Raw genomic sequence first — 23,468 nt, 5'->3', positions numbered from 1 at the left:
GGAACGCTGGCCCCCCGCGTATGTGAACAGTTTCACAGATGGCGGCCATCCTCGGTCTGCAAGCACTTCCCACCTGCCGGCTCGTGCGATCTGGCCATTTCGAAATTCTCGATAAGAAACGCATTCGCCGCCTTGTCGACAAACGGTATCCAGCCCACCCGCTCGCTGGAAAAGTCCGGATGCCTGGCCTGGAATACCGCCAGTTCCCGCTTGGCCGCGTCACACTGGCCGCTTCGCATCAAAGCGCCAATCTTGACATACCGCGCGTAGAAATAGCCGGGCGAAAGGCTGAGGGAACGGTCGGCTGTCTCTATTGCCGAAGTCCAGTCATGGGTGAAGCAGTAGGCGGCGGCCAGTTCTCCCAGATTGTGAAAGGCGTAGAGATCGAACGGACTCAACCGCTCCACGTCCTGAAAAAGCGGGATCGCTTTCCCGGCTTCCCCCAGAAGAAGATGAGCGCTGCCCTTGGCCGAGCGCGCAAAAGCGAAACTGGGATTGATGTGAAGCGCGTCCTCCAGATGATCGAGCGCTGATTTCGGTCGCCCACGCATGATGTCGGTGACGCCGAGATATGCATGTGGGCGCGCATCCTGGCTGTCCACAAGCAGCGCCTTGCGCGCGTAGCTGGTGACCTTCTCGAGTTCGTCGCTGTCGCCGAAGCGAAGCCAGGCGTTCCAGAAATGCCACCATGCCAGTTCGTTGAGAACCGCACTCGAATTGGGATCCTCGACATAGGCCTTTTCGAAGAATTCACGGGCGAGCTCCGTATCCTTGCGGGTGCGCCGGTTCATGTGCCAACGCCCCCGTCGGACCAGTTGCCAGGTTTCCAGGCTTTCCCAGGGCACCTGGAAGGTGCGCGTCTGCTCGACCCGGTCGACCTCCTTTTCGAGCATGGATACGATCTCGCTGCCGATCTCGTCCTGCAGCCTGAAAATGTCGACCAGTTCGCGTTCGAAACGCCGCGACCACACCAGCCGGCCGTTCGACGCATCCACAAGGCTGGCATTCAGCCGGATTCTCCCGCCGCTGCGGCTCAACGCGCCGCCGACCACGTAACGGGCGCCGAGTACGTTGCCGATTGCCGTTGCGCCAAGCGCGTCATCGCGGAACTGGAAACTGGAGCTCTTGGCTATCACCGAGATCCATCTCGTGTTGGACAGGCCGTAGATGATGTCTTCGGCGATGCCGTCGGCAATGTAATCGATATCGCGCTCGTTGCTGTCGTTGCGGAACGGCAGCACCGCGATCGCTGGAGGTCCGCTTGAAAGATGCTTCTGCTGATAGGCCGGATCAAGACGGGCGAGCGCCTGCGGTCTTGCCGGCGCTCCGCCGTTTCCACCACGGGCGGCTATCAGGACGCGAACCGGCAGGGCGATGTTCTTGAGCAGGAATTCGCCGAGATCGGTAAACTCGGCGGTGGATTTGTCCTTCACATGCCGCCAGGCGGTTTCCGATATTGCGATACCGTTGTGAGGTGCGAATTCCTGGATCCTGGCCGCGATGTTCACGTCGTCGCCGTAGAGGCAGTCATACCGGACGATAACGTCGCCGGTGTTGATGCCGGCCCTGAACGGCATCCGCTTATTTTCATCCGCCGAGGCGTTGAGGGTGGCGATCCTGTCCTGGAAATCGAACGCGGCGCGCAACGCTTCGATCGGGTTGCCGAATTCCGCCATGATGCTGTCGCCGGCCGCGCCGAACGTCCGGCCGCCAAACACGCCGCAGCTTTCGATTATGATGTTCCGTCGCTCCTCGAACGCGGCCACGGCGGACACGTCATCAAGGCCCATCAGGCGCGAAAATCCAACCGCGTCGATCGAAATGATAGTAGCCAGCTGACGGGTATAGTGCCAATCAGCCATCGGTTCACCCCTTCCGGGATCTTCAAGGCCGAGCGTCGCCCCCGGCTTCAAGCTTAATTCCCGTTTGCAAATAGGAGGGCCCGCGCCTGGATGACGCTCTCGCCCCTTCCCTACTCCTCGTTCAAGACATTAGATGCAGCTGAACAATAAGAAAAGCTCCATCTGCATGGACGCGCGTGTCGAAAAGGCCAGGGAAGCGCAGTATGCGCCGCCGCCCGGAGGGCCTCGCAACAGGATACCCGAGCCACGGTCCCCGGAAAAACGCCGCCGATCGAGTTCAAGAGCGGGAGGGGCGCGGTTTAGGTCTCTTCGGCATTCGCGCTTCAACCCTGGCGCAAGGGCGCGAGGCAGCGTCGTCCAGACGCTCGTAACGAACACCGGGAAAGATGACGATTACCGCAGTCGACAGCGCATCTCGCTCTTGGGTCGACACATGTCGGCGCCCAAAACGCTGCGGCTCGAATAAGAGAACTTGGCCCATGCCGGATCCTGCTCCTGGCGGATGGAGCGGCACCGTGTGGGGTTACTTGCAGTTGACAGCTCCCCGCCCGAAAAGCCTGCTCGCGGTCTAGGGTTTCTCATCCCGGCGCCGGATCGTCTGTGAGAATCCTCACATTGCGCCGATGTGATAGTTTGGGCCGCCGCGCCTCCCTTCGACACCGCAGACCAATCCGCCTTCCCCGCACCGGCAGCGATTGTCGGTCAGGGCGATGCCCCAGCGCCATTGCAGATCCGCAAGCGGCGCGAGAGCCCCGGCGCGTTTTTCATGTCTTCGAGGGCGATCTGCAGGGTCCGCAGCGGTCCGGCGGCTTGACGAAGTGGCTGGGCGGACGGAAGTGCCTCATCCGACGCCGGCATCCAACAACAGTCTCGCACTTGTTTCGATTTCCCGGCAAACTATTGCAAGGAGCACGATGCAGCACCATTTCGACCCAGGCAGCCCTGCATCAAACCGCGCAATTGACGAAACAATCTCGTAAATTGTGAGTTGAAGAACGCCATTTTCGACCCAAGGACATTCGACCGGAACTGGAATGACGATAACCGCACAGACGCTGAAGGCGCCTTCCAGGCTGCTCTTCGCGCTCGAACTTCGCACACTGCCCGAGCTTGGCGGCTTTATTGCCGCGCTGCCGCTCCTGACGGCGCTTGCGCCGAGCGGCGACGGCCACCCGGTGATGGTGCTGCCGGGCCTCATCACAGGAGACAGCGTAACCCTGCCGCTTCGCATGTTCCTGAGGTCCAAGGGGTATTCCACATTTGGCTGGGAGCAAGGCCGCAATTTCGGCCCGCGGCCGGGCGTCGAGGAAAAGATGCTCGACCGGGTAAAGCAGCTTGCCGATGTGCACGGCCGCAAGGTCAGTCTCGTCGGCTGGAGCCTCGGCGGCATCTATGCGCGGCAGCTGGCGAAGGTGCTGCCGGACGAGGTGCGCTGCGTGATCACGCTCGGCAGCCCGTTCAACGGCGACCCGCGCCACACCAATGCCTGGAGGCTCTACGAACGCAAATCGGGCCATAGGATCGACGATCGCCAACGCCATATCGGCGGCCCGATCGACATCCCGCCACCGGTGCCGACCACGGCGATCTTCAGCCGCAGCGACGGGATCTGCGCCTGGCAGAACTGCGTGGAAAAGGATGGTCCAATCGCCGAGAACATAGAGGTCAAGGCCAGCCATTGCGGGCTTGGCCATCATCCGGCCGCGGTGTTCGCGGTTGCCGATCGACTGGCCCAGCCCGAAGGCCAGTGGAAGCCTTTCGACCGCAACGGAGCGCGGGGGCTGTTCTTTCCAGACCCCAAGCGCGCCTAGAGATTCTCGCTAGGCCGCGGCTTTCGTGGCCAGCCGCGCCAGTTGCGTCATCACAACCGCCGCGCCGGCCAGCCTCTTGTCGGCGTTCGGCCAGTCGCGGATGAACACAACGCTCTGGTCCGGCCTGATCTTCGCCAGCGAGCCCTGCTCGCCGATATAGCGAACAAGAGCCGTCGGATCGGGGAATTCGCGCTTGCGGAAATGGATGACGACGCCCTTTGGCCCGGCGTCGAGCTTTTCCACATTGGCCTGGCGGCACAACGCCTTGATGAAAACGATCTTCAGCAAGTGTTGCACCTCCTCCGGCAGCGGGCCGAAACGGTCGATCAGCTCGGCGGCGAAGCCATCGATCTCTTCCGTCGATTGCAGGTCGCCGAGCCGCCGGTAGAGCGCCAGTCTGAGCTGCAGGTCGGGCACATAGCTTTCCGGGATCATCACCGCCGTGCCGACCGCGATCTGCGGCGACCAGCCGCCATCGACGACCTCGCCGGTGCCGCGGATCTCGGCGACCGCCTCCTCAAGCATCTGCTGGTAGAGCTCGAAGCCGACCTCCTTGATGTGCCCGGACTGCTCCTCGCCCAGCAGGTTGCCGGCGCCGCGAATGTCGAGGTCGTGGCTGGCAAGCTGGAAGCCGGCGCCGAGCGTATCGAGCGACTGCAGCACCCTCAGGCGGCGGTCGGCGGTATCGGTCAGCTTCTTGTTGGCCGGCAGCGTAAACAGCGCATAGGCGCGGAGTTTGGAACGGCCGACGCGGCCGCGAAGCTGGTAGAGCTGCGCCAGGCCGAACATGTCGGCACGGTGCACGATCAGAGTGTTGGCGGTCGGGATGTCGAGGCCGGATTCGACGATCGTGGTCGAGAGCAGCACATCGTACTGGCCGTCATAGAAGGCGTTCATGATGTCGTCGAGTTCGCCAGCGGGCATCTGGCCGTGCGCGACGGCGACTTTAAGTTCGGGCACTTGCTCGCTGAGGAACTGATGGATTTCTGACAGGTCCGCAATGCGCGGCACCACGTAAAAGCTGTGGCCGCCGCGATAGCGCTCGCGCAGCAGCGTTTCGCGGATGACCAGCGGATCGAAGGGCGAGATAAAGGTGCGCACCGCCATGCGGTCGACCGGCGGCGTGGCGATCAGCGAGAGTTCGCGCACGCCGGTCAGCGCCAGCTGCAGCGTCCGCGGGATCGGCGTCGCCGACAGCGTCAGCACGTGCACGTCGGTCTTCAGATCCTTCAGCCGCTCCTTGTGCTTGACGCCGAAATGCTGCTCCTCGTCAATGATCAGGAGGCCGAGATTCTTGAACGAAATCGAGCTGCCAAGCAGCGCATGGGTGCCGATGACGATGTCGACAGTGCCCTCGGCAATGCCTTTCTTGGTCTCGGCCAGCTCCTTGGAGCCGACCAGCCGCGAGGCTTGGCGCACGACCAGAGGCAGGCCGGCGAAACGTTGCGTGAACGTCTTGAAGTGCTGGCGCGAAAGCAGCGTGGTCGGCACCACCACCGCGACCTGGAAACCTTCCATGGCGGCGATGAAGGCCGCGCGCAGCGCCACCTCGGTCTTGCCGAAGCCAACGTCGCCGCAGATCAGCCGGTCCATCGGCTTGCCGGCGGAAAGGTCGTCCATCACCGAATCGATGGCGCGCTGCTGGTCGTCGGTTTCCTCGTAGGGGAAACGCGCCGAGAACTCGCCGTAGAGGCCTTCGGGAGGGTTGAAAGCGGGCGCGGCGCGCATCTGGCGCTCGGCGGCGAGCCTTATCAGTTGCCCCGCCATTTCGAGCAGCCGGCGCTTCAGTTTTGCCTTGCGCGACTGCCATGCGCCGCCGCCGAGCTTGTCGAGCGTGGCTTCAGCCGAATCCGAGCCGTAGCGTGACAGGAGCTCGATGTTTTCGACCGGCAGGAACAGCCGGTCGTCGCCGGCATAATGGATTTCGACGCAGTCATGCGGCGCGCCCAGCGCTTCGATGGTGCGCAGGCCGATGAAGCGGCCGATGCCGTGGTCGGCATGGACGACGATGTCGCCAGCCGACAGTGCTGAGGCTTCGGCGATGAAATCGGAGGCGCGCTTGCGCTTCTTGGAGCGGCGCACCAGCCGGTCGCCCAGAATGTCCTGCTCGGCGACGACGACGAGCTTTTCCGTTTCGAAGCCGGTTTCCAGCGGCAGCACCGCGAGGCCTGCCTTGCCCAGCCCGAGCTTTTCCACGTCCGCGAGTGTCGCGACAGCCTTCATGTTGCCGAGGTGATGCTCGGCAAGTATCTGGCTCAGCCTGTCGAGCGAACCTTCCGTCCAACCGGCAACGACCACCCGGCGGCGCGCCGTGCGAATGTCGCCGATATATTTCACAACCTCCTCGAACACATTCGCCGAGGGATCGGCGCGTTCGAGCCCGAAGCCGCGGCCGTCCTTGGCCCCGGCATGATAGATTTTCGCAGTGCCTGCATCCGGCGCGGCAAACGGCGTGAACTCGATCGCCGCGCGATCGGATAGCATGGCGTTCACCTCGTCCGGGGACAGGTACATCTCCGACGGCGGTACGGGCTTGTACGGCACCGCGTCCCTCAGCGCGCCCTCGGCCTGGCTCTTGCGCGCCTCGTAATAATCCTCGATCAGCGCATGGCGTTCGCCCAGCGCCTCGCGCGCCAGATGGTCGAACACAACCGGCGCATCCGGCAGATAGTCGAACACCGTATCCAGCCGCTCGTAGAACAGCGGCAGCCAGTGCTCCATCCCGGCGAAGCGGCGGCCTTCGCTGAGGGCGGCGTAGAGCCCGTCGTCGGGAGACGGCGCGCCGAACGCGTCGATATAAGAACGGCGGAAGCGACTGATCGTGTCCGGCGTCAGCGCCACTTCGCTCATCGCCTGGAGCGTCATCGACTTGCGCTGGCCGGTAGTACGCTGCGTGGCGACGTCGAAGGACCGGATCGATTCCAGCGTGTCGCCGAAGAAATCGAGCCGCAGCGCTTCCGGCGAACCCGGCGCGTAAAGGTCGAGAATGCCGCCGCGCACGGCAAACTCGCCGACTTCGCGCACGGTTGGAACGCGGTCGAAGCCGGAATTTTCCAGCCGCGCGATCAGTTCCTTCATTTCGATCTGGTTGCCCGGCCGGGCATAAAAGGTTTGCGCCTCGATCACATCGGAAGGCGGAATGCGCTGCAGCAGCGCATTCGCCGTGGTGAGCACTACGGCGCGATGCGGGTTTTTTGCCAGCGAGATCATCGCGGCAAGCGCATCGAGACGCCGCGCCGCGGCGTCCGAACCGGGCGAGACGCGGTCGTAGGGCAGGCAGTCCCAGGCCGGGAATTCGAGCACCGGCAGGTCCGGCGCGGCAAAGGCCAGCGCCTCGACGATTGCCGGCAGGCGCTGACCGTCGCGCGCGACGAAAAGGATCGGCCGGTCGCCGGCTATTTCGCCGGCCGCGGCGGCAATTGCGAAGGCTTCGTAGCCATCGGCAACGCCGTCGACCACGAACAGGCCGGGCCGGCCTTTCGGCAGGCCAATGGGATCGATAAGGCTCATTTCAGATGCTCAGATGCTCATTGCCGGGCGCGATGCCGCGATTTTCCGGAAAAGTGGGGTGTCGTGGGTGGTCGGGACAGGATGCTCGCCGGTGATCCATGAAAGAATATCGGCGTCCTGCAATTCGAGGAGGGTTTCGTATTCGTCGAGTTCATGGTCGGAGAGATCAGAGATAGCGCGGTCCGCGAACCCGCCCAGAATCAGGTCCATCTCGCGGATGCCGCGATGCCACGAGCGGAACAGAAGCTTGCGCCGCCGCGCATCGAGTTCCGCGCCTGACCGCGTCGTGCCGCTCATAATTCTCGTATCCATTTGGTCTGGCGCGCATATAGCGTGGATGGACCGCCCTGTCAGCCTTGCGCATGCCTCACTGCCGCATAAGCTGACATCATGCGCCCTTCGCTTCTCGATCCCCTGTTCGCGCCGGTCACCTCGCTTGCCGGCGTCGGCCCGAAAGTCGGCGAGCTGATCGCCAAGATCGTTCCGGCGGACGTCTCCGACCGGGAGGCGCGCGCCGGCGACCTTCTGTTCACGCTGCCGCATTCGGTCATCGACCGGCGCAATCGGCCGGGCATCGCCTATGGCGCGGAAGGCGCGATCGTGACGCTGGACGTGCGCATCGACCGCCACCAGCCCCCGCCGCGCGGCAACAAGTCGGTCCCGTACCGGGTCTTCGCGCATGACGACACAGGCGAGATCGCGTTGACCTTCTTCCACGCCAACAATGCCTGGTTGGAAAAATCCATGCCGGTCGGCGAAAGGATGGTCGTCAGCGGCAAGATGGAATGGTTCAACGGCCGCCCGTCGATGGTGCATCCGGACCATATCGCTCGTGCCGACGAGGCTGAAAACCTGCCGGTGGTCGAGCCGGTCTATCCGATGACCGCCGGGCTTTCGGCAAAAGTACTGCGCCGCGCCATCGGCCAGGCGCTCGCGCGCGTGCCCGAAATGCCCGAATGGCTGGACGCGGATGTGGCGCGCCGCCAGAGCTTTCCGAGTTTCGCCGAGGCGCTTAACCGGCTGCACAACCCTTCCGACCCGATCGATATCTCGCCCGACAGCGCATCATGGCGGCGCCTTGCCTATGACGAGTTCCTGGCGGGGCAAGTTTCGCTGGCGCTGGTGCGGGCAAAGGTTCGCAGGCTTTCGGGCAGGCCGCTCACCGGCGACGGGCGCATCGTGGCGGCGCTGCGCAACGCCCTGCCCTACAAGCTCACCAATTCGCAGGAACAGGCGCTGGCCGAGATCAACGCCGATCTGGCCGAGCCGGAGCGCATGCTGCGGCTTTTGCAGGGCGATGTCGGCTCAGGCAAGACGGTGGTGGCGCTGATGGCGATGGGCCGCGCCGCCGAGGCAGGCCGGCAGGCGGCGCTGATGGCGCCGACCGAAATCCTGGCGCGCCAGCATTTTGCGACCATAGCGCCACTGGCGGAAGCGGCAGGCCTGAAGAGCGCGGTGCTGACCGGTCGCGAAAAGGGGCGCGAGCGCGCCGATATCCTCGCCGGACTCGAAAGCGGCGAGATCGACCTTGTCCTCGGCACGCATGCGCTGTTCCAGGAAAGCGTGCGGTTCCGCGACCTGGGGCTCGCCATCGTCGACGAGCAGCACCGCTTCGGCGTGCATCAGCGCCTCGCCATCACTGCCAAGGGCGACGCGCCCGACATGCTGGTCATGACCGCGACGCCGATCCCGCGTACGCTGGTGCTGACCGCCTTCGGCGACATGGAAGTGTCGAAGCTCACGGAGAAGCCGGCCGGCCGCCAGCCGATCCGCACCGTCACGCTGCCGTTGGAACGTCTCGACGAACTTGTCGGCCGCATCAGCGATGCGGTCGCAGACGGCCAGAAGGTTTACTGGATCTGCCCGCTGGTCGAGGAGTCCGAAGAGGTCGAACTGATGGCGGCGGAGGAGCGCTTCGCTTCGCTGCAGCCCATGTTCGGCGACGCCGTCGGGCTGGTGCATGGCCGCATGAAGGGCGCAGACAAGGATGCGGCGATGCGCGCCTTCAAGGATGGGGAGACGCGTATACTGATCGCCACCACCGTCATCGAGGTCGGCGTCGATGTGCCGGACGCGACGATCATCGTCATCGAGCATGCCGAGCGTTTCGGCCTCGCGCAACTCCATCAATTGCGCGGCCGCGTCGGCCGGGGTTCGAAGGCGTCGACCTGCGTGCTGCTCTACCAGGCGCCGCTCGGTGAAACCGCCGCGCGGCGGCTGTCGGTGATGCGCGAAACCGAGGACGGCTTCCTGATCTCGGAGGAGGATCTGAAGCTGCGCGGCGAAGGCGAACTGCTCGGCACCCGCCAGTCCGGCACGCCGGGCTTCCAGGTGGCGCGCATCGACACCCATGCCGATTTGCTGGAGATCGCCCGCGACGATGCCCGGCTCATCCTGTCGCGCGATCCGGACCTGCAATCGGAGCGTGGCGAGGCGATCAGGATGCTGCTTTATCTTTTCGGGCGCGACGAGGCGGTGCGGCTCTTGCGCGCCGGCTGATCTGCCTCCGGCATGGAAGAATTCGCCGCAGGCCGGACCGCATGAGCATCTTCAACCAGCGCCTTGGTCTTCTTGCGGTATTCCGGCGCCACCAGGCCCGCCGAGATGACCAGCTTGGCGGCCTCCTCAACCGACATCGAGAGTTCGACTACGTCCGAGCGCGGCACATACAACAGGAACCCGGTGGTCGGGTTCGGCGTCGAGGGCAGGAAGACGGCGATCAGGTTGTCGTCGTGTCCCGCGAGCTTGTCGTTGACCTCGTTTTCCTTTTCGCTCGAAATGAAAACGACGGCCCAGGTTCCGCGACGCGGATACTCGATCAGGCCGACTTTCTGGAAGCTGTCGGCCTTGTTGGAAAGCACCGTCTCGAAAATCTGCTTCAGCCCGCGATAGATCGAGCGCACCAGCGGCATTCGGTCAAGAAAATACTCGCCGTAGTTCACGATGGTGCGGCCGATGATGTTGGCAGTCAGAAAGCCGATCAGCGTGATCAGCACCAGGGCCACGATCAGCCCGAAGCCCGGGATGACAAAGGGCAGATAATTGTCCGGATTGTACCTTGCCGGCACATAGGGCTTTACCCACGAATCCACCCAGCCGACCAGGGACCAGGCAATGTAGATCGTGATCGCCAGGGGCGCGCAGACGACGAAGCCGGTCAGGAAATAATTCCTGAGCCTGGTTATCCCTGGATGTGAGCCTGTGTGATCCGACATCTGCCCCGCCGCAAGATTTGTGCACCGCACCTATCTAGACGGGATTGCCAGCGAAGGACAACCGAATTGCAAGGAGCGGGGCAGCGCCTCCTATTCGACTGTCACCGACTTGGCCAGATTGCGCGGCTGGTCGACATCGGTGCCCATGAACACGGCTGTGAAATAGGCGAGCATCTGCACCGGCAAGGCGTAGATGATCGGCGCGATGATCTCGGGCACATCGGGCAGCACGATCGTCTCCATCGTTTCAACGGAGGAAAGCGATGCGCCCTTCTTGTCGGTGATCAGGATGATCTTGCCGCCCCGCGCCGCCACTTCCTGCATGTTCGACACTGTCTTTTCAAAGATGCGGTCATGCGGCGCGATCACGATGACCGGCATGTGTTCGTCGATCAGCGCGATCGGCCCGTGCTTCAACTCGCCCGCGGCGTAGCCTTCGGCGTGGATATAGGAGATTTCCTTGAGCTTCAGCGCACCTTCCATGGCGAGCGGGTAGTTGGTATCTCGCCCGAGATAGAGCACGTGCTTGTAATGCGCGAGTTCGCGCGCAACCTTCTCGATTTGCCTGTCGAGCCGCAGCACTTGGCCGGCATAGCGCGGAGCTTCGGAAAGCTCGCGCACCAGCTTTCTTTCCTTTTCCGGCGAGATCGTGCCGCGGGCGACACCGGCGCGGATGGCGAGCGAGGCCAATACCGAAAGCTGGCAGGTGAACGCCTTGGTGGAGGCGACGCCGATCTCCGGGCCGGCCAGCGTCGGCAAAGTGACATCGGATTCGCGCGCGATGGTCGATTCGCGGACATTGACGATCGCGCCGATGGGGATGTCGGCCTTGCGGCAATAACGAAGCGAGGCCAGCGTGTCGGCGGTCTCGCCCGATTGCGAGACGAAGAGCGCGGCGCTGTCAGGCGAAATCGGCATTTCGCGGTAACGGAATTCGGAGGCGATATCGATGTCGACCGGCAGGCGCGCCAAGCGCTCGAACCAGTATTTGCCGATGAGACCGCTCAGGAAAGCCGTGCCGCAAGCCGAGATGGCGAGCCGGTCGAGCTTTGCGAAATCGAACGGCAGGTCGAGCTTTCGCGAGACGCCGCCGGCAAAATCCAGATAGTGCGCCAGAGTGTGCGAGATCACCTCCGGCTGCTCATGGATCTCCTTTTCCATGAAATGGCGGTGGTTGCCCTTGTCGACCATGTAGGCGGTACCCAGCGATTGCTGGCGCTTGCGGTCGACGGGATTGCCGTCCATGTCGAAGATGCCGACCTCGTCGCGCCGGATCACCGTCCAGTCGCCATCCTCGAGATAGGTGATGGAATCGGTGAAGGGCGCCAGCGCGATCGCGTCGGAGCCGAGGAACATCTCACCCTCGCCATAGCCGATGGCCAGCGGCGGCCCATTGCGGGCGCCGATGATCAAATTGTCGTCGCCCTGAAACATGATCGCCAGCGCGAACGCGCCTTCCAGATGCTTCAGCGCCAGGTGCGCGGCCTTGACCGGCTCTACCCCGCGGGCGAGTTCGCGCGCCACGAGATGGGCTACAACCTCGGTGTCGGTCTGCGAGGCGAACTCGAAACCGTCCGCTTTCAGTTGGGCGCGCAACTCCGCGAAATTCTCGATGATGCCATTATGGACGATCGCCACGCCGTGAGAAAAATGCGGGTGCGCGTTGGTTTCGTTGGGAACGCCGTGCGTGGCCCAGCGCGTGTGGCCGATGCCGATTGTGCCGTCGAGCGGCTCGTCCTTCAGGCGGCGTTCGAGATTGACCAGCTTGCCTTCCGCGCGCCTGCGCCCGAGTTCGCCGGCAGCGACCGTAGCCACGCCCGCCGAGTCATAGCCGCGATATTCCAGCCGCTTCAGCGCGTCGACGATCAGCGGCGCCACCTGAGCGCGGCCTACAATTCCGACGATACCGCACATGCCCAATCCCCATTTACGCCTAAACCCAGGTCGCTGTTTAGAAAGTCCGGCGATCCGGCGAAAGTCACTTTCGGTGACTTTTCATGTCAGCCAATAATGACGAAAACAGTACCCGAACCGCCTTTCACGCCTACTTCTTCGCTGCGCCGGCGCGCCGTTCGCGCAATTCGCGAGCCTTTTCCGGCAAGTTCTTCTGCCGCGCGCGACCGAAAGCCAGCGCGTCGTCCGGCACGCTTTCGGTGATCACGCTGCCGGACGCCACATAGGCCCTGGCCCCGATGGAAATCGGCGCGACCAGCGAGGAGTTCGAACCGACGAACGCGCCGGCGCCGATGTCGGTGAAGAATTTGGAGTAGCCGTCGTAATTGCAGGTGATGGTGCCGGCCCCGATATTGGCCCCCGCACCGACGCGCGCATCGCCGATATAGGTCAGATGGTTGACCTTCGCGCCGGGCTCGATGGTGGCCTTCTTGACCTCGCAGAAATTGCCTACCTTGGCCTTCTCTCGGAGATCCGCGCCCGGACGCAGCCGGGCGAACGGGCCGACATCGCAGCCCGCCCCGATCTCCGCGCCTTCGATATGGCAGAAAGCGTGGATATTCGCCCCCGCCGCTATCTTCACGCCCGGGCCGAAGAACACGTTGGGCTCGACGATGGTTTCCGCGCCGATCTCGGTGTCGTGTGAAAAGAAAACAGTCTCGGGCGCAATCAGCGTCACACCCGAAAGCATCATTGCGCGGCGGCGGCGGCGCTGCCAGATCGCCTCGGCCTCGGCCAGTTCGGCGCGGTTGTTGATGCCCAGCGCATTCTCGAAACTCGCTTCGGTGGCCACGACCTGCAGGCCGCGTTTTCGGGCAATCTCGACAATATCGGTGAGATAATACTCACCCTTGGCATTGGCGTTTCCGACGGTGTCGAGCAGGGCCAGCGCATGCTCTCCGGCGATCGCCATCAGACCGCCATTGCAAAAGCCGATCTTCTTCTCCGCTTCGGTGCAATCCTTCTCCTCGCGTATGGCGACGAGCGCGCCATTCTCCTCGATCAGCCTGCCATAGCCGGTCGGATCGATGGTGCGGAAGCCAACGACGACCACTGCGGCGCCCTTGGCCAATTCGGCTCTGGCCTGCAGCAGCGCATCCGGCTCCAGCAGCGGAGTATCTCCGAACATCACCAGAATGTCGTCATAGCCTTTCGCGATCGCCTCGCGAGCGGCCAGCACTGCGTGCGCCGTGCCGAGCCTTTTTTCCTGGACGAAGATTTCGGCGCCCGGCGCAAACGACCGCGCGGCCGCACGCAACTGTTCGGCGCCATGGCCGATAACCAGCGCGATCTCGCCGCCGGCCGATTCAGCTGCATTTGCGACGTGAGCCACCATCGGCAGACCCGCAATCTTGTGCAGCACCTTGGGCAGCGCGCTCTTCATCCTCGTGCCTTCGCCGGCGGCGAGAATGATCGACAGGCAGGTTCTTTTTGTCATGGAATATCCGGAGCAAGTGCAGGATTCGCGTGCATATTTCTAGCACCCCTCGCACCGCCTTCCAAATGCGGCTGAATTTCGATGCCCGGCAGCTGACTCTTGATCAGCAAACCCTACCCAAGCCGCCCCAGCGCCGGAAAGGTCTCCAGCAGCCAGTAGGAAGCCGCCTGCATGCCGCCGGTGAGGAAGAACACGCCGGCCACGACCAGCATTGCTCCAATCGCCTTTTCGACACGGCCGAGGTGTACCTTAAAACGCCCGAGAAAGCGCATGAAGGCGCCGGAAAACAGCGCGGCGACGAGGAAGGGAATGCCGAGGCCGAGCGAATAGGCGGCAAGCAGGGCAGCGCCCTCGCCGACCGTCTCGCGTCCGCCCGCCAGTGTCAGGATTGGCCCGAGAACCGGCCCGATGCAGGGAGTCCAACCAAAGGCGAAGGCGAGGCCCATAACATAGGCAGCCAGCGTACTGGCCGGCTTGCCCTGTGACTGGAAACGCGCCTCGCGCGACAGGAACGGAATGCGCAGGACCCCGAGGAAATTGAGGCCCATCAGGATGATGAGGACGCCCGCCGCCATAGCCAGCGGATCCTGCCACACACGCAGCAGCCGGCCGATGGTCGAAGCGCCGGCCCCCAGCGCCACGAAAACCGTGGTGAAGCCGAGCACGAAGGCGAAGGATGTCACGAGCAGAGCGCTCCGCGTGCCGGACTTGACCGCCGCGCCGCCCCCATCGGCGCGAAAATCCTCGACCGAGACGCCCGCCATATAGCAGAGATAGGGCGGCACCAGCGGCAGGACGCAGGGCGAAAGGAACGAGATCGCGCCCGCCCCTATTGCGCTCAGAAAACCTATGTCGATCGCCATGTTGCCTGCCGCGTGACTGTTTGTCCGCCTATAGACGCTCGGCCGGCGCGTCTCCAATCACCATTGCGTGGCTGGACGCCGTGTCGCAGGTTTGTCGTGATCTGGTGGACTGGTAGGCGGGGTGGGGATCGAACCCACGGCCATTCGATTAAAAGTCGAATGCTCTACCACTGAGCTACCCGCCCTCACCAACGCGCCGCAGCTGTTGCGCAAATATGCTCGACCGAGCCGTCCGGTTCATCGGCGAATCACCGAGGTCAGGCGCCCTGCAACTGCCGGCTTTTCAGGGGCGTTCAGACGCCCTTTGAAAGTGCGGCGGAACATAGGGAGAGTGTTTGGGCCGGTCAACCGGAAAAAGCGCCGGCTTTGAACGCTCGCGCGGGGCCTTGCCGCTTGTTCCCCTGCGGCGGCAAGAAGTATTACTTATCAGTAACTTGGCATTTTTGCCGGAACCATGGCATGGCTCGGTCGTTCAACGGCCATAAGGGACAGGCACAGCCCTATGAGGAGAAAGCTCATGAGAAAAATCCTATCCGGCCTTTGCGCCACCACGCTGGCCGCGTCCTTCGCGATTGCGTCGGCCGTGCCGGTAAATGCAGTTCCGCTGGTTGCTCCCCAAGCTCCGGTTGCTCAGTCTGATATCATCAAGGTTCAGTCGCGCGGCCGCGAGGTGATGGAAGAAAGATGGCTTCGCCGCCAGTTCCGCGGTGATCGTCGCGAATTCCGCCGCGGCATCCGTGACCGCCGCGACTTCCGGCGGTCTGTCCGTCGGGATCGTGACAGGTATGGCTGGTACAGAGGCCACCGCGGCTACCGCTCCTATCGTCCGGGCTATCGCCGCCACGGCGACTTCTGGTTCCCGGCAGCGGCCTTCATCACCGGCGCGATCATCGGCAGCGCAATTAACGACCGCCCGAGAGTGGTCGTGCGCGGCGGCAATGCACATGTCCAGTGGTGCTACGACCGCTACCGCTCGTACCGCGCGTCGGACAACACCTTCCAGCCCTACAACGGTCCGCGCCGGCAGTGCAACTCGCCCTATAGCTGATCGTTTGGCCTCGTGCTGACCCGAAAACCCGTGCCTTCCCGGCGCGGGTTTTTTTCCTGCCTTGCACTCGGTCAGTGGCTCAGCGTGCGCCTGACCGCATCGCGCCAGCCCTTCAGCTTCGTCGAACGCAGACCCTCATCCATTTGCGGCTCGAAGCGACGGTCGAGCGCCCAGGTCTCGGCAAACTTCTTTGCATTCGGCCAGACGCCAGCGCCGGAGCCGGCGAGCCAGGCTGCGCCCAGCGCAGTGGTTTCCAGTATGGTCGGCCTGTCAACCGGCGCGTCGAGCAGATCAGCCAGCCGTTGCATCGTCCAGTCGGACGCCACCATGCCGCCGTCGACGCGCAGCACGGTCCTGCCGCCGCCGCCCGTCCAGTCCTTCTTCATCGCGTCGAGCAGGTCACGGGTCTGAAATGCCACGGATTCCAGTGCCGCGCGGGCAAATTCCGCCGGCCCGGTGTTGCGGGTCAGCCCGAAGATCGCGCCGCGCGCATCGGCATCCCAGTGCGGCGCGCCGAGCCCGACAAAGGCCGGCACCAGGTAGACGCTTTGCGTCTCGTCGGCTTTTGCCGCCAGTTCGCCGCTGTGCTCGGCCTTGCCGATCACCTTGATGCCGTCGCGCAGCCACTGGACCGCGGCCCCGGCGACGAAGATGGAGCCTTCCAGAGCGTAGGTGGTCCGGCCGTTCAGCCGGTAGGCGATCGTGGTCAGCAGCCGGTTCTTCGAACGGCAAAGGTCGCCGCCGGTGTTGAGCAGCGCGAAGCAGCCGGTGCCGTAGGTCGATTTCATCATGCCCGGCTCGAAGCAGGCCTGGCCGATCGTCGCCGCCTGCTGATCGCCGGCCACCCCCATGATCGGGATTTCGGCGCCGAACAGGGATTTCTCCGTGAATCCATAATCATCGGCGCAATCCTTCACCTCGGGCAGGAGTGAGGCCGGAATGCGTAGAATGTCGAGAAGCTCGGCGTCCCACTCGTTCTTCGCTATGTTGTAGACCAGCGTGCGCGAGGCGTTGGTCGCGTCGGTCGCGTGCACCTTGCCGCCGGTCAGCCGCCAGATCAAAAAGCTGTCGATGGTGCCGGCGAGCAGTTCGCCCTTCTCGGCACGTTCGCGCGCTCCCTTCATCTCGTCGAGCAGCCAGGCGATCTTGGTGCCCGAGAAATACGGATCGAGCAGCAGCCCGGTCTTCTCCGAGAACTTTTCCTCGAGCCCCTGCTCCTTGAGTTTCTCGCAGAGCTTCGCCGTGCGGCGATCCTGCCAGACGATGGCATTGTGGATCGGCTCGCCTGTCGCTCTGTCCCAGATCACGACGGTCTCGCGCTGGTTGGTGATGCCGATAGCGGAAATGTCGCTTGCCGAAAGGCCAGCCTTGGTCAAGGCTTCTTTCACCGACCATAGAACCGTCGACCAGATTTCCTCGGGGTCGTGCTCGACCCATCCGGAGGCCGGAAAATGCTGCGTGAATTCCTTCTGGCCGGAGCCTACGGGTTTCATCGAGCCGTCGAACACGATGGCGCGGCTGGACGTCGTTCCCTGGTCTATGGCGAGAATGAAGCCGGTCATGATCCCTCCTCTACACTATAGAAGAAGGGAGCCGGCATTCACGCCGCCTCCCCTCATGTCGATCGCAGCAGACGCCGCTACTACTTGCTCCAGCTCTTGACCAACTCGTCGTAGTTGACGGTCTGCGGCTGTTCCTTCTCGTTCTCGATCTTCAGCTGCGGAGCGAGATTGCCGGCCGCGACCGCGGCTGCGTTCTGCTCCTCAAGCGAAGTCTCCTCGGCGAGCTTCGGGCCGATGTCGCCCTGCACGCCGGCGCGCTCGAGGCGTTCCAGCACCTTCTCCTGCTCGGCGCAGAGCGAGTCCATCGCTTCCTGCGCGGTCTTGGCGCCCGACGATGCGTCGCCGATCGCCTGCCACCAGAGCTGAGCCAGCTTCGGATAGTCGGGAACATTCGTGCCCGTCGGCGACCACTGCAGGCGGGCCGGCGAGCGGTAGAACTCAACCAGGCCGCCGAGCTTGGGCGCGCGGTCGGTGAAGCTCTGGTGGTCGAGCGTGGACTGGCGGATAAAGGTCAAGCCGACATGGCTCTTCTTCACGTCCACGGTCTTTGAGGTAACGAACTGCGCATAGAGCCAGGCAGCCTTGGCGCGGTCGTCCGGCGTCGACTTCATCAGCGTCCAGGAACCCGCGTCCTGGTAGCCGAGCTTCATGCCGTCCTTCCAATAGACGCCGTGCGGCGACGGGGCGAAGCGCCACTTCGGCGTGCCGTCCTCGTTCACGACAGGCAGGCCTTCCTTCACGAAGTCGGCGGTAAACGCCGTGTACGTGAACATCTGCTGTGCGATCTCGCCCTGCGACGGGATGGGACCGGATTCGCCGAAGGTCATGCCCTGGGCCGAGGCCGGCGCATAGGCCTTCATCCAGTCGAGGTATTTCTGGATGGCATAGACCGCTGCCGGGCCGTTGGTGTCGCCGCCGCGCGCCACGCAGGAGCCGACCGGCTGCGACTTCTCGTTGACCTTGATGCCCCATTCGTCGACCGGAAGGCCGTTCGGGATGCCCTTGTCGCCATTGCCGGCCATCGACAGCCAGGCGTCGGTAAAGCGCCAGCCCAGCGACGGGTCCTTCTTGCCGTAGTCCATGTGGCCATAGACCTTCTTGCCGTCGATCTCGCGGCCGGTGAAGAACTCGGCAATGTCCTCATAGGCCGACCAGTTGACTGGTACGCCGAGGTCATAGCCGTACTTCGCCTTGAAGTCGGCCTTGTTCTTCTCGTCGTTGAACCAGTCGTAGCGGAACCAGTAGAGGTTCGCGAACTGCTGGTCGGGCAGTTGGTAGAGATTGCCGTCCGGCGCCGTGGTGAACGACTTGCCGATGAAGTCGTCGACGTCGAGATTCGGATTGGTGACGTCCTTGCCGGCATTGGCCATCCAGTCGGTCAGATTGCGCGCCTGCTGGTAGCGCCAGTGGGTGCCGATCAGATCCGAATCGTTGATGTAGGCGTCGTAGATGTTCTCGCCCGACTGCATCTGCGTCTGCAGCTTCTCGACCACGTCGCCTTCACCGATCAGGTCGTGCGTGACCTTGATGCCGGTGATGTCCGTAAACGCCTTGGCCAGCGTCTTGGATTCGTACTCGTGGGTGGTGATAGTTTCCGAGACGACCTTGATGTCCATGCCGGCGAATGGCTTCGCGGCATCGATGAACCACTGCATCTCGGCTTCCTGTGCGGCGCGGTCGAGCGTCGACATGTCCTTGATCTCGGCGTCGAGAAACGCCTTGGCTTCGTCCATTCCGGCATAGGCCTGGCCGGCTCCGAGGAGCAGGACCAGGGCGGTCGTTGACGTTAGAAATTGCCTTCGCATGGGTTTCCTCCCGTTACAGTTACAAGTTCCACCGGAGCGTTCGCGTTACGCGGCGCTCCGATCAATGCCCGCCCTAGACAAAGCGGAATACGCCGATCGCGTAGACCACGGAAAGGGCGAGAGCCCACCACAGGTTGGGTCCGATGAGACCCAGCCAAGCGAGATGGATGTAGGCGCTGCCGAGCAGCGAGATAAACAGACGGTCGCCGCGCGTCGTCTCGAAGCGCAACAGGCCGACGCGCGGATTGCCGCCGGGCGAAGCGTATTCCCAGACCGCCATGCCGCAAAGCAGCAGGAAGATGGTGGCAAAGAAGGCGGCGGTCGGCCAGGTCCAGGCCATCCAGGAGAAGTTCATTTACGGCTCCCTGCCTTGCTGTTCTTTAGCCGACCATCGATGTCGGCGGATGCGATAGCTTTGAAAAGGCCGGCAAGATGGTCGCACGCATGCCAGAGGGTTACCGCTTCGTCCGGCGTGTCCACGAGTTCCCATCTGAGGTCGGCCAGGTCGTCCCAAATATCTCCCATCGTCGGAGCCGGTGCTTCGGCTAACGCGAACGCGTCGGAAGAATGTACTGTCCAATAGAAATTCTGCGGAACCGAAAGGCTTTCAACGCCAGAACGCCGAAGGGTGTCGAACAGTCGATCCGTAAATCCCTTCATCTCACCGAGCTGAATGGAATTTTGGTTCTCCATCATACCCTCCCCAGGGCAAAGCCCTTGGCGATGTAGTTGCGGACGAACCAGATGACGAGCGCGCCCGGGATGATGGTGAGCACGCCGGCCGCCGCCAGCACGCCCCAGTCCAGGCCGGAGGCCGAGACGGTGCGGGTCATGATCGCGGCGATCGGCTTGGCGTCCGTGGTGGTCAAGGTACGCGCAATCAGAAGTTCGACCCAGGAGAACATGAAACAGAAGAAGGCTGCGACGCCGATGCCGCTCGCGATCAGCGGCGTAAATATCTTCACGAAGAAGCGCGGGAACGAATAGCCGTCAATATAGGCGGTCTCGTCGATCTCCTTCGGCACGCCCGACATGAAGCCTTCGAGTATCCACACGGCCAGCGGCACGTTGAACAGACAGTGCGCCAGCGCCACGGCGATATGCGTGTCTATCAGGCCGAAGGCCGAATAGAGCTGGAAGAAGGGCAGCGCGAACACCGCGGGCGGAGCCATGCGGTTGGTGAGCAGCCAGAAGAACAGATGCTTGTCGCCGAGGAAGCGGTAGCGCGAGAAAGCGTAGGCCGCCGGCAGCGCGACGGTGACCGAAATCACCGTGTTCATGACCACATAGATGATTGAGTTGATGTAACCCTTGTACCAGGACGGGTCGGTGAAGATCACCGTGTAGTTGCGCAGCGTCGGGTTCTGCGGCCAAAGCGAGAAGGCGCCCAGAATCTCCTGATTGGTCTTGAAGCTCATATTGATGAGCCAATAGATCGGCAGCATCAGGAAGATGATGTAGATCGTCGGCACCAGCCACCAGAAACGTGATTCCTCGCCGCGCCGGCGCATCTTGCGCGCCAGCGCCACGTTGAGCGAATGCGCCTCCGCTCCGGACTGGCTTTGCCGCATCAGTGCGTCCGCGCTCGCTGTCGTCTGTTCGCGCACCGTCATCTCAACGCTCCGCATCGTGGCTGGTCATGACCGTATAGAAGACCCATGACAGCAGGAGCACGATCAGGAAGTAGACGATCGACATCGCCGCCGCCTCGCCGAGGTTGAACTCGCCGATAGCCAGCTTGACCAGATCGATCGACAGAAAGGTCGTGGTGTTGCCCGGCCCGCCGCCGGTCACCACGAAGGGCTCGGTGTAGATCATGAAGCTGTCCATGAAGCGCAACAGCACGGCGATCAGCAGCACGCGGTTCATCTTCGGCAACTGGATGTAGCGGAAGATCGCCCAGCGCGAGGCGCCGTCTATCTTGGCCGCCTGGTAATAGGCGTCGGGGATCGAGACCAGCCCGGCATAGCAGAGCAGCACGACGAGGCTGGTCCAGTGCCAGACATCCATGACGATGACCGTGACCCAGGCGTCGAACGGATCGCTGACGTAATTGTAGTCGAGACCCAGCGCCGAAAGCGTGTAGCCGAGAAGCCCGATATCGATGCGGCCGAACACCTGCCAGATCGTGCCGACGACGTTCCATGGGATGAGCAGCGGCAGCGCCATCAGCACGAGGCAGACGGGAACGCCCCAACCCTTGCGCGGCATGTTGAGCGCGATGAAGATGCCGAGCGGGATCTCGATACCGAGGATGATGGCCGAAAACAGCAGATTGCGTCCCATCGAATTCCAGAAGCGGTCGGATTCCAGCACTTCCTCATACCAGGCGGTGCCGGCCCAGAAGAACTCGTTATTGCCGAACGTGTCCTGCACCGAATAGTTGACGACGGTCATCAATGGGATCAGGGCCGAAAACGCCACCAGCAGCAGCACCGGCAGCACCATGAACCAGGCCTTGTTGTTCCAGGTCTTGTCCATCATCAGCCTCCCGTCTCGACGCGCCAGGAATCGGCGTAGATGTTGATGCCGGCCGGGTCGAAGGTGATCTTCGGGTCGGCCGGGATGCTTTCGTCCTCGCCGAGAATGGCCGCGATTTCGCGACCCTCCAGGCTGGCGCGCACGACCTTGTGGCGGCCGATGTCCTCGACCTTGCTGACCGAGACCGGCATGCCTTCGCTGCCGAGCCGGACATATTCGGGCCTTATGCCGAGTTCGGTCGAGCCGCCGGCCTTCGCCTTCAGTGCACCGGGCAGCGCAATCACCTGGCCGCCGAGCCGGGCGTTGCGGCCGTCGATCTCGACGGGCATGACGTTCATGCCCGGCGAGCCGATGAAATAGCCGACGAATGTGTGCTTCGGCCGCTCGAACAGTTCCGCCGGCGTGCCGATCTGCACGATCTCCCCGTCATACATGACGACGACTTTCTCGGCGAAGGTCAGCGCCTCGGTCTGGTCGTGCGTGACGTAAACCATGGTGTAGCCGAAGCGCCGGTGAAGCTGCTTCAACTGCGAGCGCAGCACCCATTTCATATGCGGGTCGATAACGGTCAGCGGCTCGTCGAACAGGATGGCGTTGACGTCGGAGCGCACCAGGCCGCGGCCCAGCGATATCTTCTGCTTCTGGTCGGCCGTCAGCCCCCTCGCCCGCCGCTTCGCCCAGTCGGCGAGGCCGATCATCTCCAGCGTCTCGCGCACCTTGCGGTCGACATCGGCCTCCGCCACGCCGCGGTTGCGCAGCGGGAAGGCCAGATTGTCGTAGACGGTCATGGTGTCGTAGATCACCGGGAACTGGAAGACCTGGGCGATGTTGCGCTCCTGCGTCGACAGCCGCGTGATATCCTTGCCGTCGAACAGCAGTTCGCCGTGCGAGGCATGCAGCAGGCCCGAAATGATGTTCAACAGCGTGGTCTTGCCGCAACCCGACGGGCCGAGCAGCGCATAGGCGCCGCCATCCTCGAATGTGTGGTGCACTTCCTTGAGAGCATAATCCGCGTCCGACTTCGGATCGGGCATGTATGCGTGGCGGATGTGGTTCAGGTCGATGCGCGCCATGTTCTTACGCCGCCATTTTCTGAGGCGCCGCGACAGCGCGGCCGCTCGCGTCGAAGACCATGATGTGACGCGGGTCGATGAACACCTCGATGGTTTCATCGGGCTCGAACACGCGGATGCCGTGCGCCAGCATTACCCAGCGCGCATCCGCGAAATCGAGATGCACAAAGCTCTCCGAGCCGGTGATTTCGGTGATCGAGACTTTTGCCGTTATCGGCACCGCCGACATCGTTTTGGCATGTGGCGCAAGGTGATGGGGGTGGAAGCCGATCGTGTATGCGCCGTCTTCAGCCTGCGCCATCTCGGCCGGAACCGGAAGATTGATGCCGCCGTCTAGCAGGAAATGCGACCCGCTTTTCCTGAGCACGATCGTGTTCAGCGGCGGGTCGGCGAAGGTCTTCGCGGTCAGGAGATCGTCGGGCTTGCGGAACACATCGATCGTCGGCCCGAACTGCGTGATGCGGCCTTCAGACAGCGTCGCCGTATTGCCGCCGAGCAGCAGCGCTTCGTGCGGCTCGGTGGTGGCGTAGACGAAGATCGCGCCGGTTTCGGCAAAAATCTTTGGCAGCTCGGCGCGCAATTCCTCGCGCAGCTTGTAGTCGAGATTGGCGAGCGGCTCGTCGAGCAGCACCAGGCCGGCGTTCTTGACGATGGCGCGGGCGAGCGCGGTGCGCTGCTGCTGTCCGCCGGACAGGCTGAGCGGAGTGCGGTCGAGATAGGGTGTGAGCTTCAGAAGAGAGGCCGCGCGCTTCACCTCGCTGTCGATCGTCGCCTGGCTGGCGCCGGCGACGCGCAGCGGCGATGCGATATTCTCGTAGACCGTCATCGCCGGATAATTGATGAACTG

The 23,468-nt window shown here is 63.2% G+C and carries 18 protein-coding genes and 1 tRNA gene; 3 read left to right on the top strand and 16 right to left on the bottom strand.

Annotation, left to right across the window (positions count from 1 at the left end):
• Positions 1–32 precede the first annotated feature (32 nt).
• Positions 33–1,862: an adenylate/guanylate cyclase domain-containing protein gene (locus MAXJ12_RS20130; protein ID WP_008837816.1), complete on the bottom strand. Its 1,830-nt coding sequence runs from the start codon at positions 1,860–1,862 to the stop codon at positions 33–35.
• 1,034 nt (positions 1,863–2,896) lie between these two features.
• Between MAXJ12_RS20130 and MAXJ12_RS20125 the strand changes: the two genes are divergently transcribed.
• Positions 2,897–3,673 carry an esterase/lipase family protein gene (locus MAXJ12_RS20125; protein ID WP_008837815.1) on the top strand — a complete coding sequence of 259 codons (777 nt, stop codon included), beginning with the start codon at positions 2,897–2,899 and terminating at the stop codon, positions 3,671–3,673.
• A 9-nt stretch (positions 3,674–3,682) separates the two neighbouring features.
• On the opposite strand, the gene mfd is transcribed toward MAXJ12_RS20125, so the two are convergent.
• Both mfd and MAXJ12_RS20115 read right to left on the bottom strand, forming a co-directional pair.
• Positions 3,683–7,183, bottom strand: a complete 3,501-nt coding sequence (mfd, locus tag MAXJ12_RS20120) for a transcription-repair coupling factor (protein ID WP_008837814.1) — start codon at positions 7,181–7,183, stop codon at positions 3,683–3,685.
• Positions 7,184–7,192: 9 nt separating this feature from the next.
• Positions 7,193–7,480: an FAD assembly factor SdhE gene (locus MAXJ12_RS20115; RefSeq protein WP_008837813.1), complete on the bottom strand. Its 288-nt coding sequence runs from the start codon at positions 7,478–7,480 to the stop codon at positions 7,193–7,195.
• Positions 7,481–7,573: 93 nt separating this feature from the next.
• On the opposite strand from MAXJ12_RS20115, the gene recG reads away from it, so the two are divergent.
• Positions 7,574–9,682: an ATP-dependent DNA helicase RecG gene (gene recG / locus MAXJ12_RS20110; RefSeq protein WP_008837812.1), complete on the top strand. Its 2,109-nt coding sequence runs from the start codon at positions 7,574–7,576 to the stop codon at positions 9,680–9,682.
• Here the strand turns inward: recG and MAXJ12_RS20105 are convergent.
• The 5 genes from MAXJ12_RS20105 to MAXJ12_RS20085 form a co-directional block, all read right to left on the bottom strand.
• Complete coding sequence (locus MAXJ12_RS20105; protein WP_008837811.1) at positions 9,634–10,398, bottom strand: DUF502 domain-containing protein; 765 nt, start codon at positions 10,396–10,398, stop codon at positions 9,634–9,636. The two genes, recG and MAXJ12_RS20105, sit on opposite strands and share 49 nt — an antisense overlap.
• Before the next feature lie 90 nt (positions 10,399–10,488).
• Positions 10,489–12,312, bottom strand: a complete 1,824-nt coding sequence (glmS, locus tag MAXJ12_RS20100) for a glutamine--fructose-6-phosphate transaminase (isomerizing) (RefSeq protein ID WP_008837810.1) — start codon at positions 12,310–12,312, stop codon at positions 10,489–10,491.
• Positions 12,313–12,442: 130 nt separating this feature from the next.
• Positions 12,443–13,789: a bifunctional UDP-N-acetylglucosamine diphosphorylase/glucosamine-1-phosphate N-acetyltransferase GlmU gene (gene glmU, locus MAXJ12_RS20095; protein WP_008837809.1), complete on the bottom strand. Its 1,347-nt coding sequence runs from the start codon at positions 13,787–13,789 to the stop codon at positions 12,443–12,445.
• A 113-nt stretch (positions 13,790–13,902) separates the two neighbouring features.
• Complete coding sequence (locus tag MAXJ12_RS20090; protein ID WP_008837808.1) at positions 13,903–14,652, bottom strand: cytochrome c biogenesis CcdA family protein; 750 nt, start codon at positions 14,650–14,652, stop codon at positions 13,903–13,905.
• Positions 14,653–14,762: 110 nt separating this feature from the next.
• Positions 14,763–14,837: transfer RNA gene (locus tag MAXJ12_RS20085), tRNA-Lys, on the bottom strand.
• A gap of 332 nt (positions 14,838–15,169) precedes the next feature.
• Between MAXJ12_RS20085 and MAXJ12_RS20080 the strand changes: the two genes are divergently transcribed.
• Entirely contained in the window at positions 15,170–15,700 is a 531-nt protein-coding gene (locus tag MAXJ12_RS20080; RefSeq protein WP_008837807.1) for a BA14K family protein, read from the top strand.
• A gap of 71 nt (positions 15,701–15,771) precedes the next feature.
• Here MAXJ12_RS20080 and glpK read toward each other — a convergent pair whose 3' ends face one another.
• From glpK to MAXJ12_RS20040, 8 genes are all read right to left on the bottom strand, one after another.
• Positions 15,772–17,262 (bottom strand): glycerol kinase GlpK, encoded by a 1,491-nt coding sequence (gene glpK / locus MAXJ12_RS20075; RefSeq protein WP_008837806.1) that lies wholly within the window; start codon positions 17,260–17,262, stop codon positions 15,772–15,774.
• Between the two features lie 80 nt (positions 17,263–17,342).
• Positions 17,343–19,067: an ABC transporter substrate-binding protein gene (locus MAXJ12_RS20070; protein WP_008837805.1), complete on the bottom strand. Its 1,725-nt coding sequence runs from the start codon at positions 19,065–19,067 to the stop codon at positions 17,343–17,345.
• A gap of 73 nt (positions 19,068–19,140) precedes the next feature.
• Positions 19,141–19,422 carry a DUF2160 domain-containing protein gene (locus tag MAXJ12_RS20065; protein ID WP_008837804.1) on the bottom strand — a complete coding sequence of 94 codons (282 nt, stop codon included), beginning with the start codon at positions 19,420–19,422 and terminating at the stop codon, positions 19,141–19,143.
• Complete coding sequence (locus MAXJ12_RS20060; protein WP_008837803.1) at positions 19,419–19,760, bottom strand: hypothetical protein; 342 nt, start codon at positions 19,758–19,760, stop codon at positions 19,419–19,421. The genes MAXJ12_RS20065 and MAXJ12_RS20060 overlap by 4 nt, the downstream gene beginning before the upstream one ends.
• Complete coding sequence (locus MAXJ12_RS20055) at positions 19,760–20,578, bottom strand: carbohydrate ABC transporter permease (RefSeq protein WP_008837802.1); 819 nt, start codon at positions 20,576–20,578, stop codon at positions 19,760–19,762. The genes MAXJ12_RS20060 and MAXJ12_RS20055 overlap by 1 nt, the downstream gene beginning before the upstream one ends.
• 103 nt (positions 20,579–20,681) lie before the next feature.
• A complete protein-coding gene (locus tag MAXJ12_RS20050; RefSeq protein ID WP_008837801.1) occupies positions 20,682–21,548 on the bottom strand; it encodes a carbohydrate ABC transporter permease in 867 nt (288 codons plus the stop codon).
• A gap of 2 nt (positions 21,549–21,550) precedes the next feature.
• Positions 21,551–22,621, bottom strand: coding sequence for an ABC transporter ATP-binding protein (locus MAXJ12_RS20045; RefSeq protein WP_008837800.1), 1,071 nt, complete (start codon positions 22,619–22,621; stop codon positions 21,551–21,553).
• A gap of 4 nt (positions 22,622–22,625) precedes the next feature.
• A partial coding sequence (locus MAXJ12_RS20040; protein WP_008837799.1) for an ABC transporter ATP-binding protein occupies positions 22,626–23,468 on the bottom strand: 843 nt, incomplete at its 5' end.

Source organism: Mesorhizobium alhagi CCNWXJ12-2, from assembly GCF_000236565.1.
Classification (GTDB): Bacteria; Pseudomonadota; Alphaproteobacteria; order Rhizobiales; family Rhizobiaceae; genus Allomesorhizobium; species Allomesorhizobium alhagi.
This window is presented reverse-complemented; position numbering and strand designations above follow the sequence as displayed.

What these genes read in the sequence shown, in the direction of transcription:
- MAXJ12_RS20055 (WP_008837802.1), bottom strand. Translation starts at nt 20,578, where the DNA reads ATGCGCCGGCGCGGCGAGGAATCACGTTTCTGGTGGCTGGTGCCGACG.
- MAXJ12_RS20060 (WP_008837803.1), bottom strand. Translation starts at nt 19,760, where the DNA reads ATGGAGAACCAAAATTCCATTCAGCTCGGTGAGATGAAGGGATTTACG.
- glmU (WP_008837809.1), bottom strand. Translation starts at nt 13,789, where the DNA reads ATGACAAAAAGAACCTGCCTGTCGATCATTCTCGCCGCCGGCGAAGGC.
- MAXJ12_RS20080 (WP_008837807.1), top strand. Translation starts at nt 15,170, where the DNA reads ATGAGAAAAATCCTATCCGGCCTTTGCGCCACCACGCTGGCCGCGTCC.
- mfd (WP_008837814.1), bottom strand. Translation starts at nt 7,183, where the DNA reads ATGAGCCTTATCGATCCCATTGGCCTGCCGAAAGGCCGGCCCGGCCTG.
- MAXJ12_RS20050 (WP_008837801.1), bottom strand. Translation starts at nt 21,548, where the DNA reads ATGGACAAGACCTGGAACAACAAGGCCTGGTTCATGGTGCTGCCGGTG.
- glmS (WP_008837810.1), bottom strand. Translation starts at nt 12,312, where the DNA reads ATGTGCGGTATCGTCGGAATTGTAGGCCGCGCTCAGGTGGCGCCGCTG.
- MAXJ12_RS20070 (WP_008837805.1), bottom strand. Translation starts at nt 19,067, where the DNA reads ATGCGAAGGCAATTTCTAACGTCAACGACCGCCCTGGTCCTGCTCCTC.
- MAXJ12_RS20045 (WP_008837800.1), bottom strand. Translation starts at nt 22,621, where the DNA reads ATGGCGCGCATCGACCTGAACCACATCCGCCACGCATACATGCCCGAT.
- glpK (WP_008837806.1), bottom strand. Translation starts at nt 17,262, where the DNA reads ATGACCGGCTTCATTCTCGCCATAGACCAGGGAACGACGTCCAGCCGC.
- MAXJ12_RS20065 (WP_008837804.1), bottom strand. Translation starts at nt 19,422, where the DNA reads ATGAACTTCTCCTGGATGGCCTGGACCTGGCCGACCGCCGCCTTCTTT.
- recG (WP_008837812.1), top strand. Translation starts at nt 7,574, where the DNA reads ATGCGCCCTTCGCTTCTCGATCCCCTGTTCGCGCCGGTCACCTCGCTT.
- MAXJ12_RS20125 (WP_008837815.1), top strand. Translation starts at nt 2,897, where the DNA reads ATGACGATAACCGCACAGACGCTGAAGGCGCCTTCCAGGCTGCTCTTC.
- MAXJ12_RS20115 (WP_008837813.1), bottom strand. Translation starts at nt 7,480, where the DNA reads ATGAGCGGCACGACGCGGTCAGGCGCGGAACTCGATGCGCGGCGGCGC.
- MAXJ12_RS20130 (WP_008837816.1), bottom strand. Translation starts at nt 1,862, where the DNA reads ATGGCTGATTGGCACTATACCCGTCAGCTGGCTACTATCATTTCGATC.
- MAXJ12_RS20105 (WP_008837811.1), bottom strand. Translation starts at nt 10,398, where the DNA reads ATGTCGGATCACACAGGCTCACATCCAGGGATAACCAGGCTCAGGAAT.
- MAXJ12_RS20090 (WP_008837808.1), bottom strand. Translation starts at nt 14,652, where the DNA reads ATGGCGATCGACATAGGTTTTCTGAGCGCAATAGGGGCGGGCGCGATC.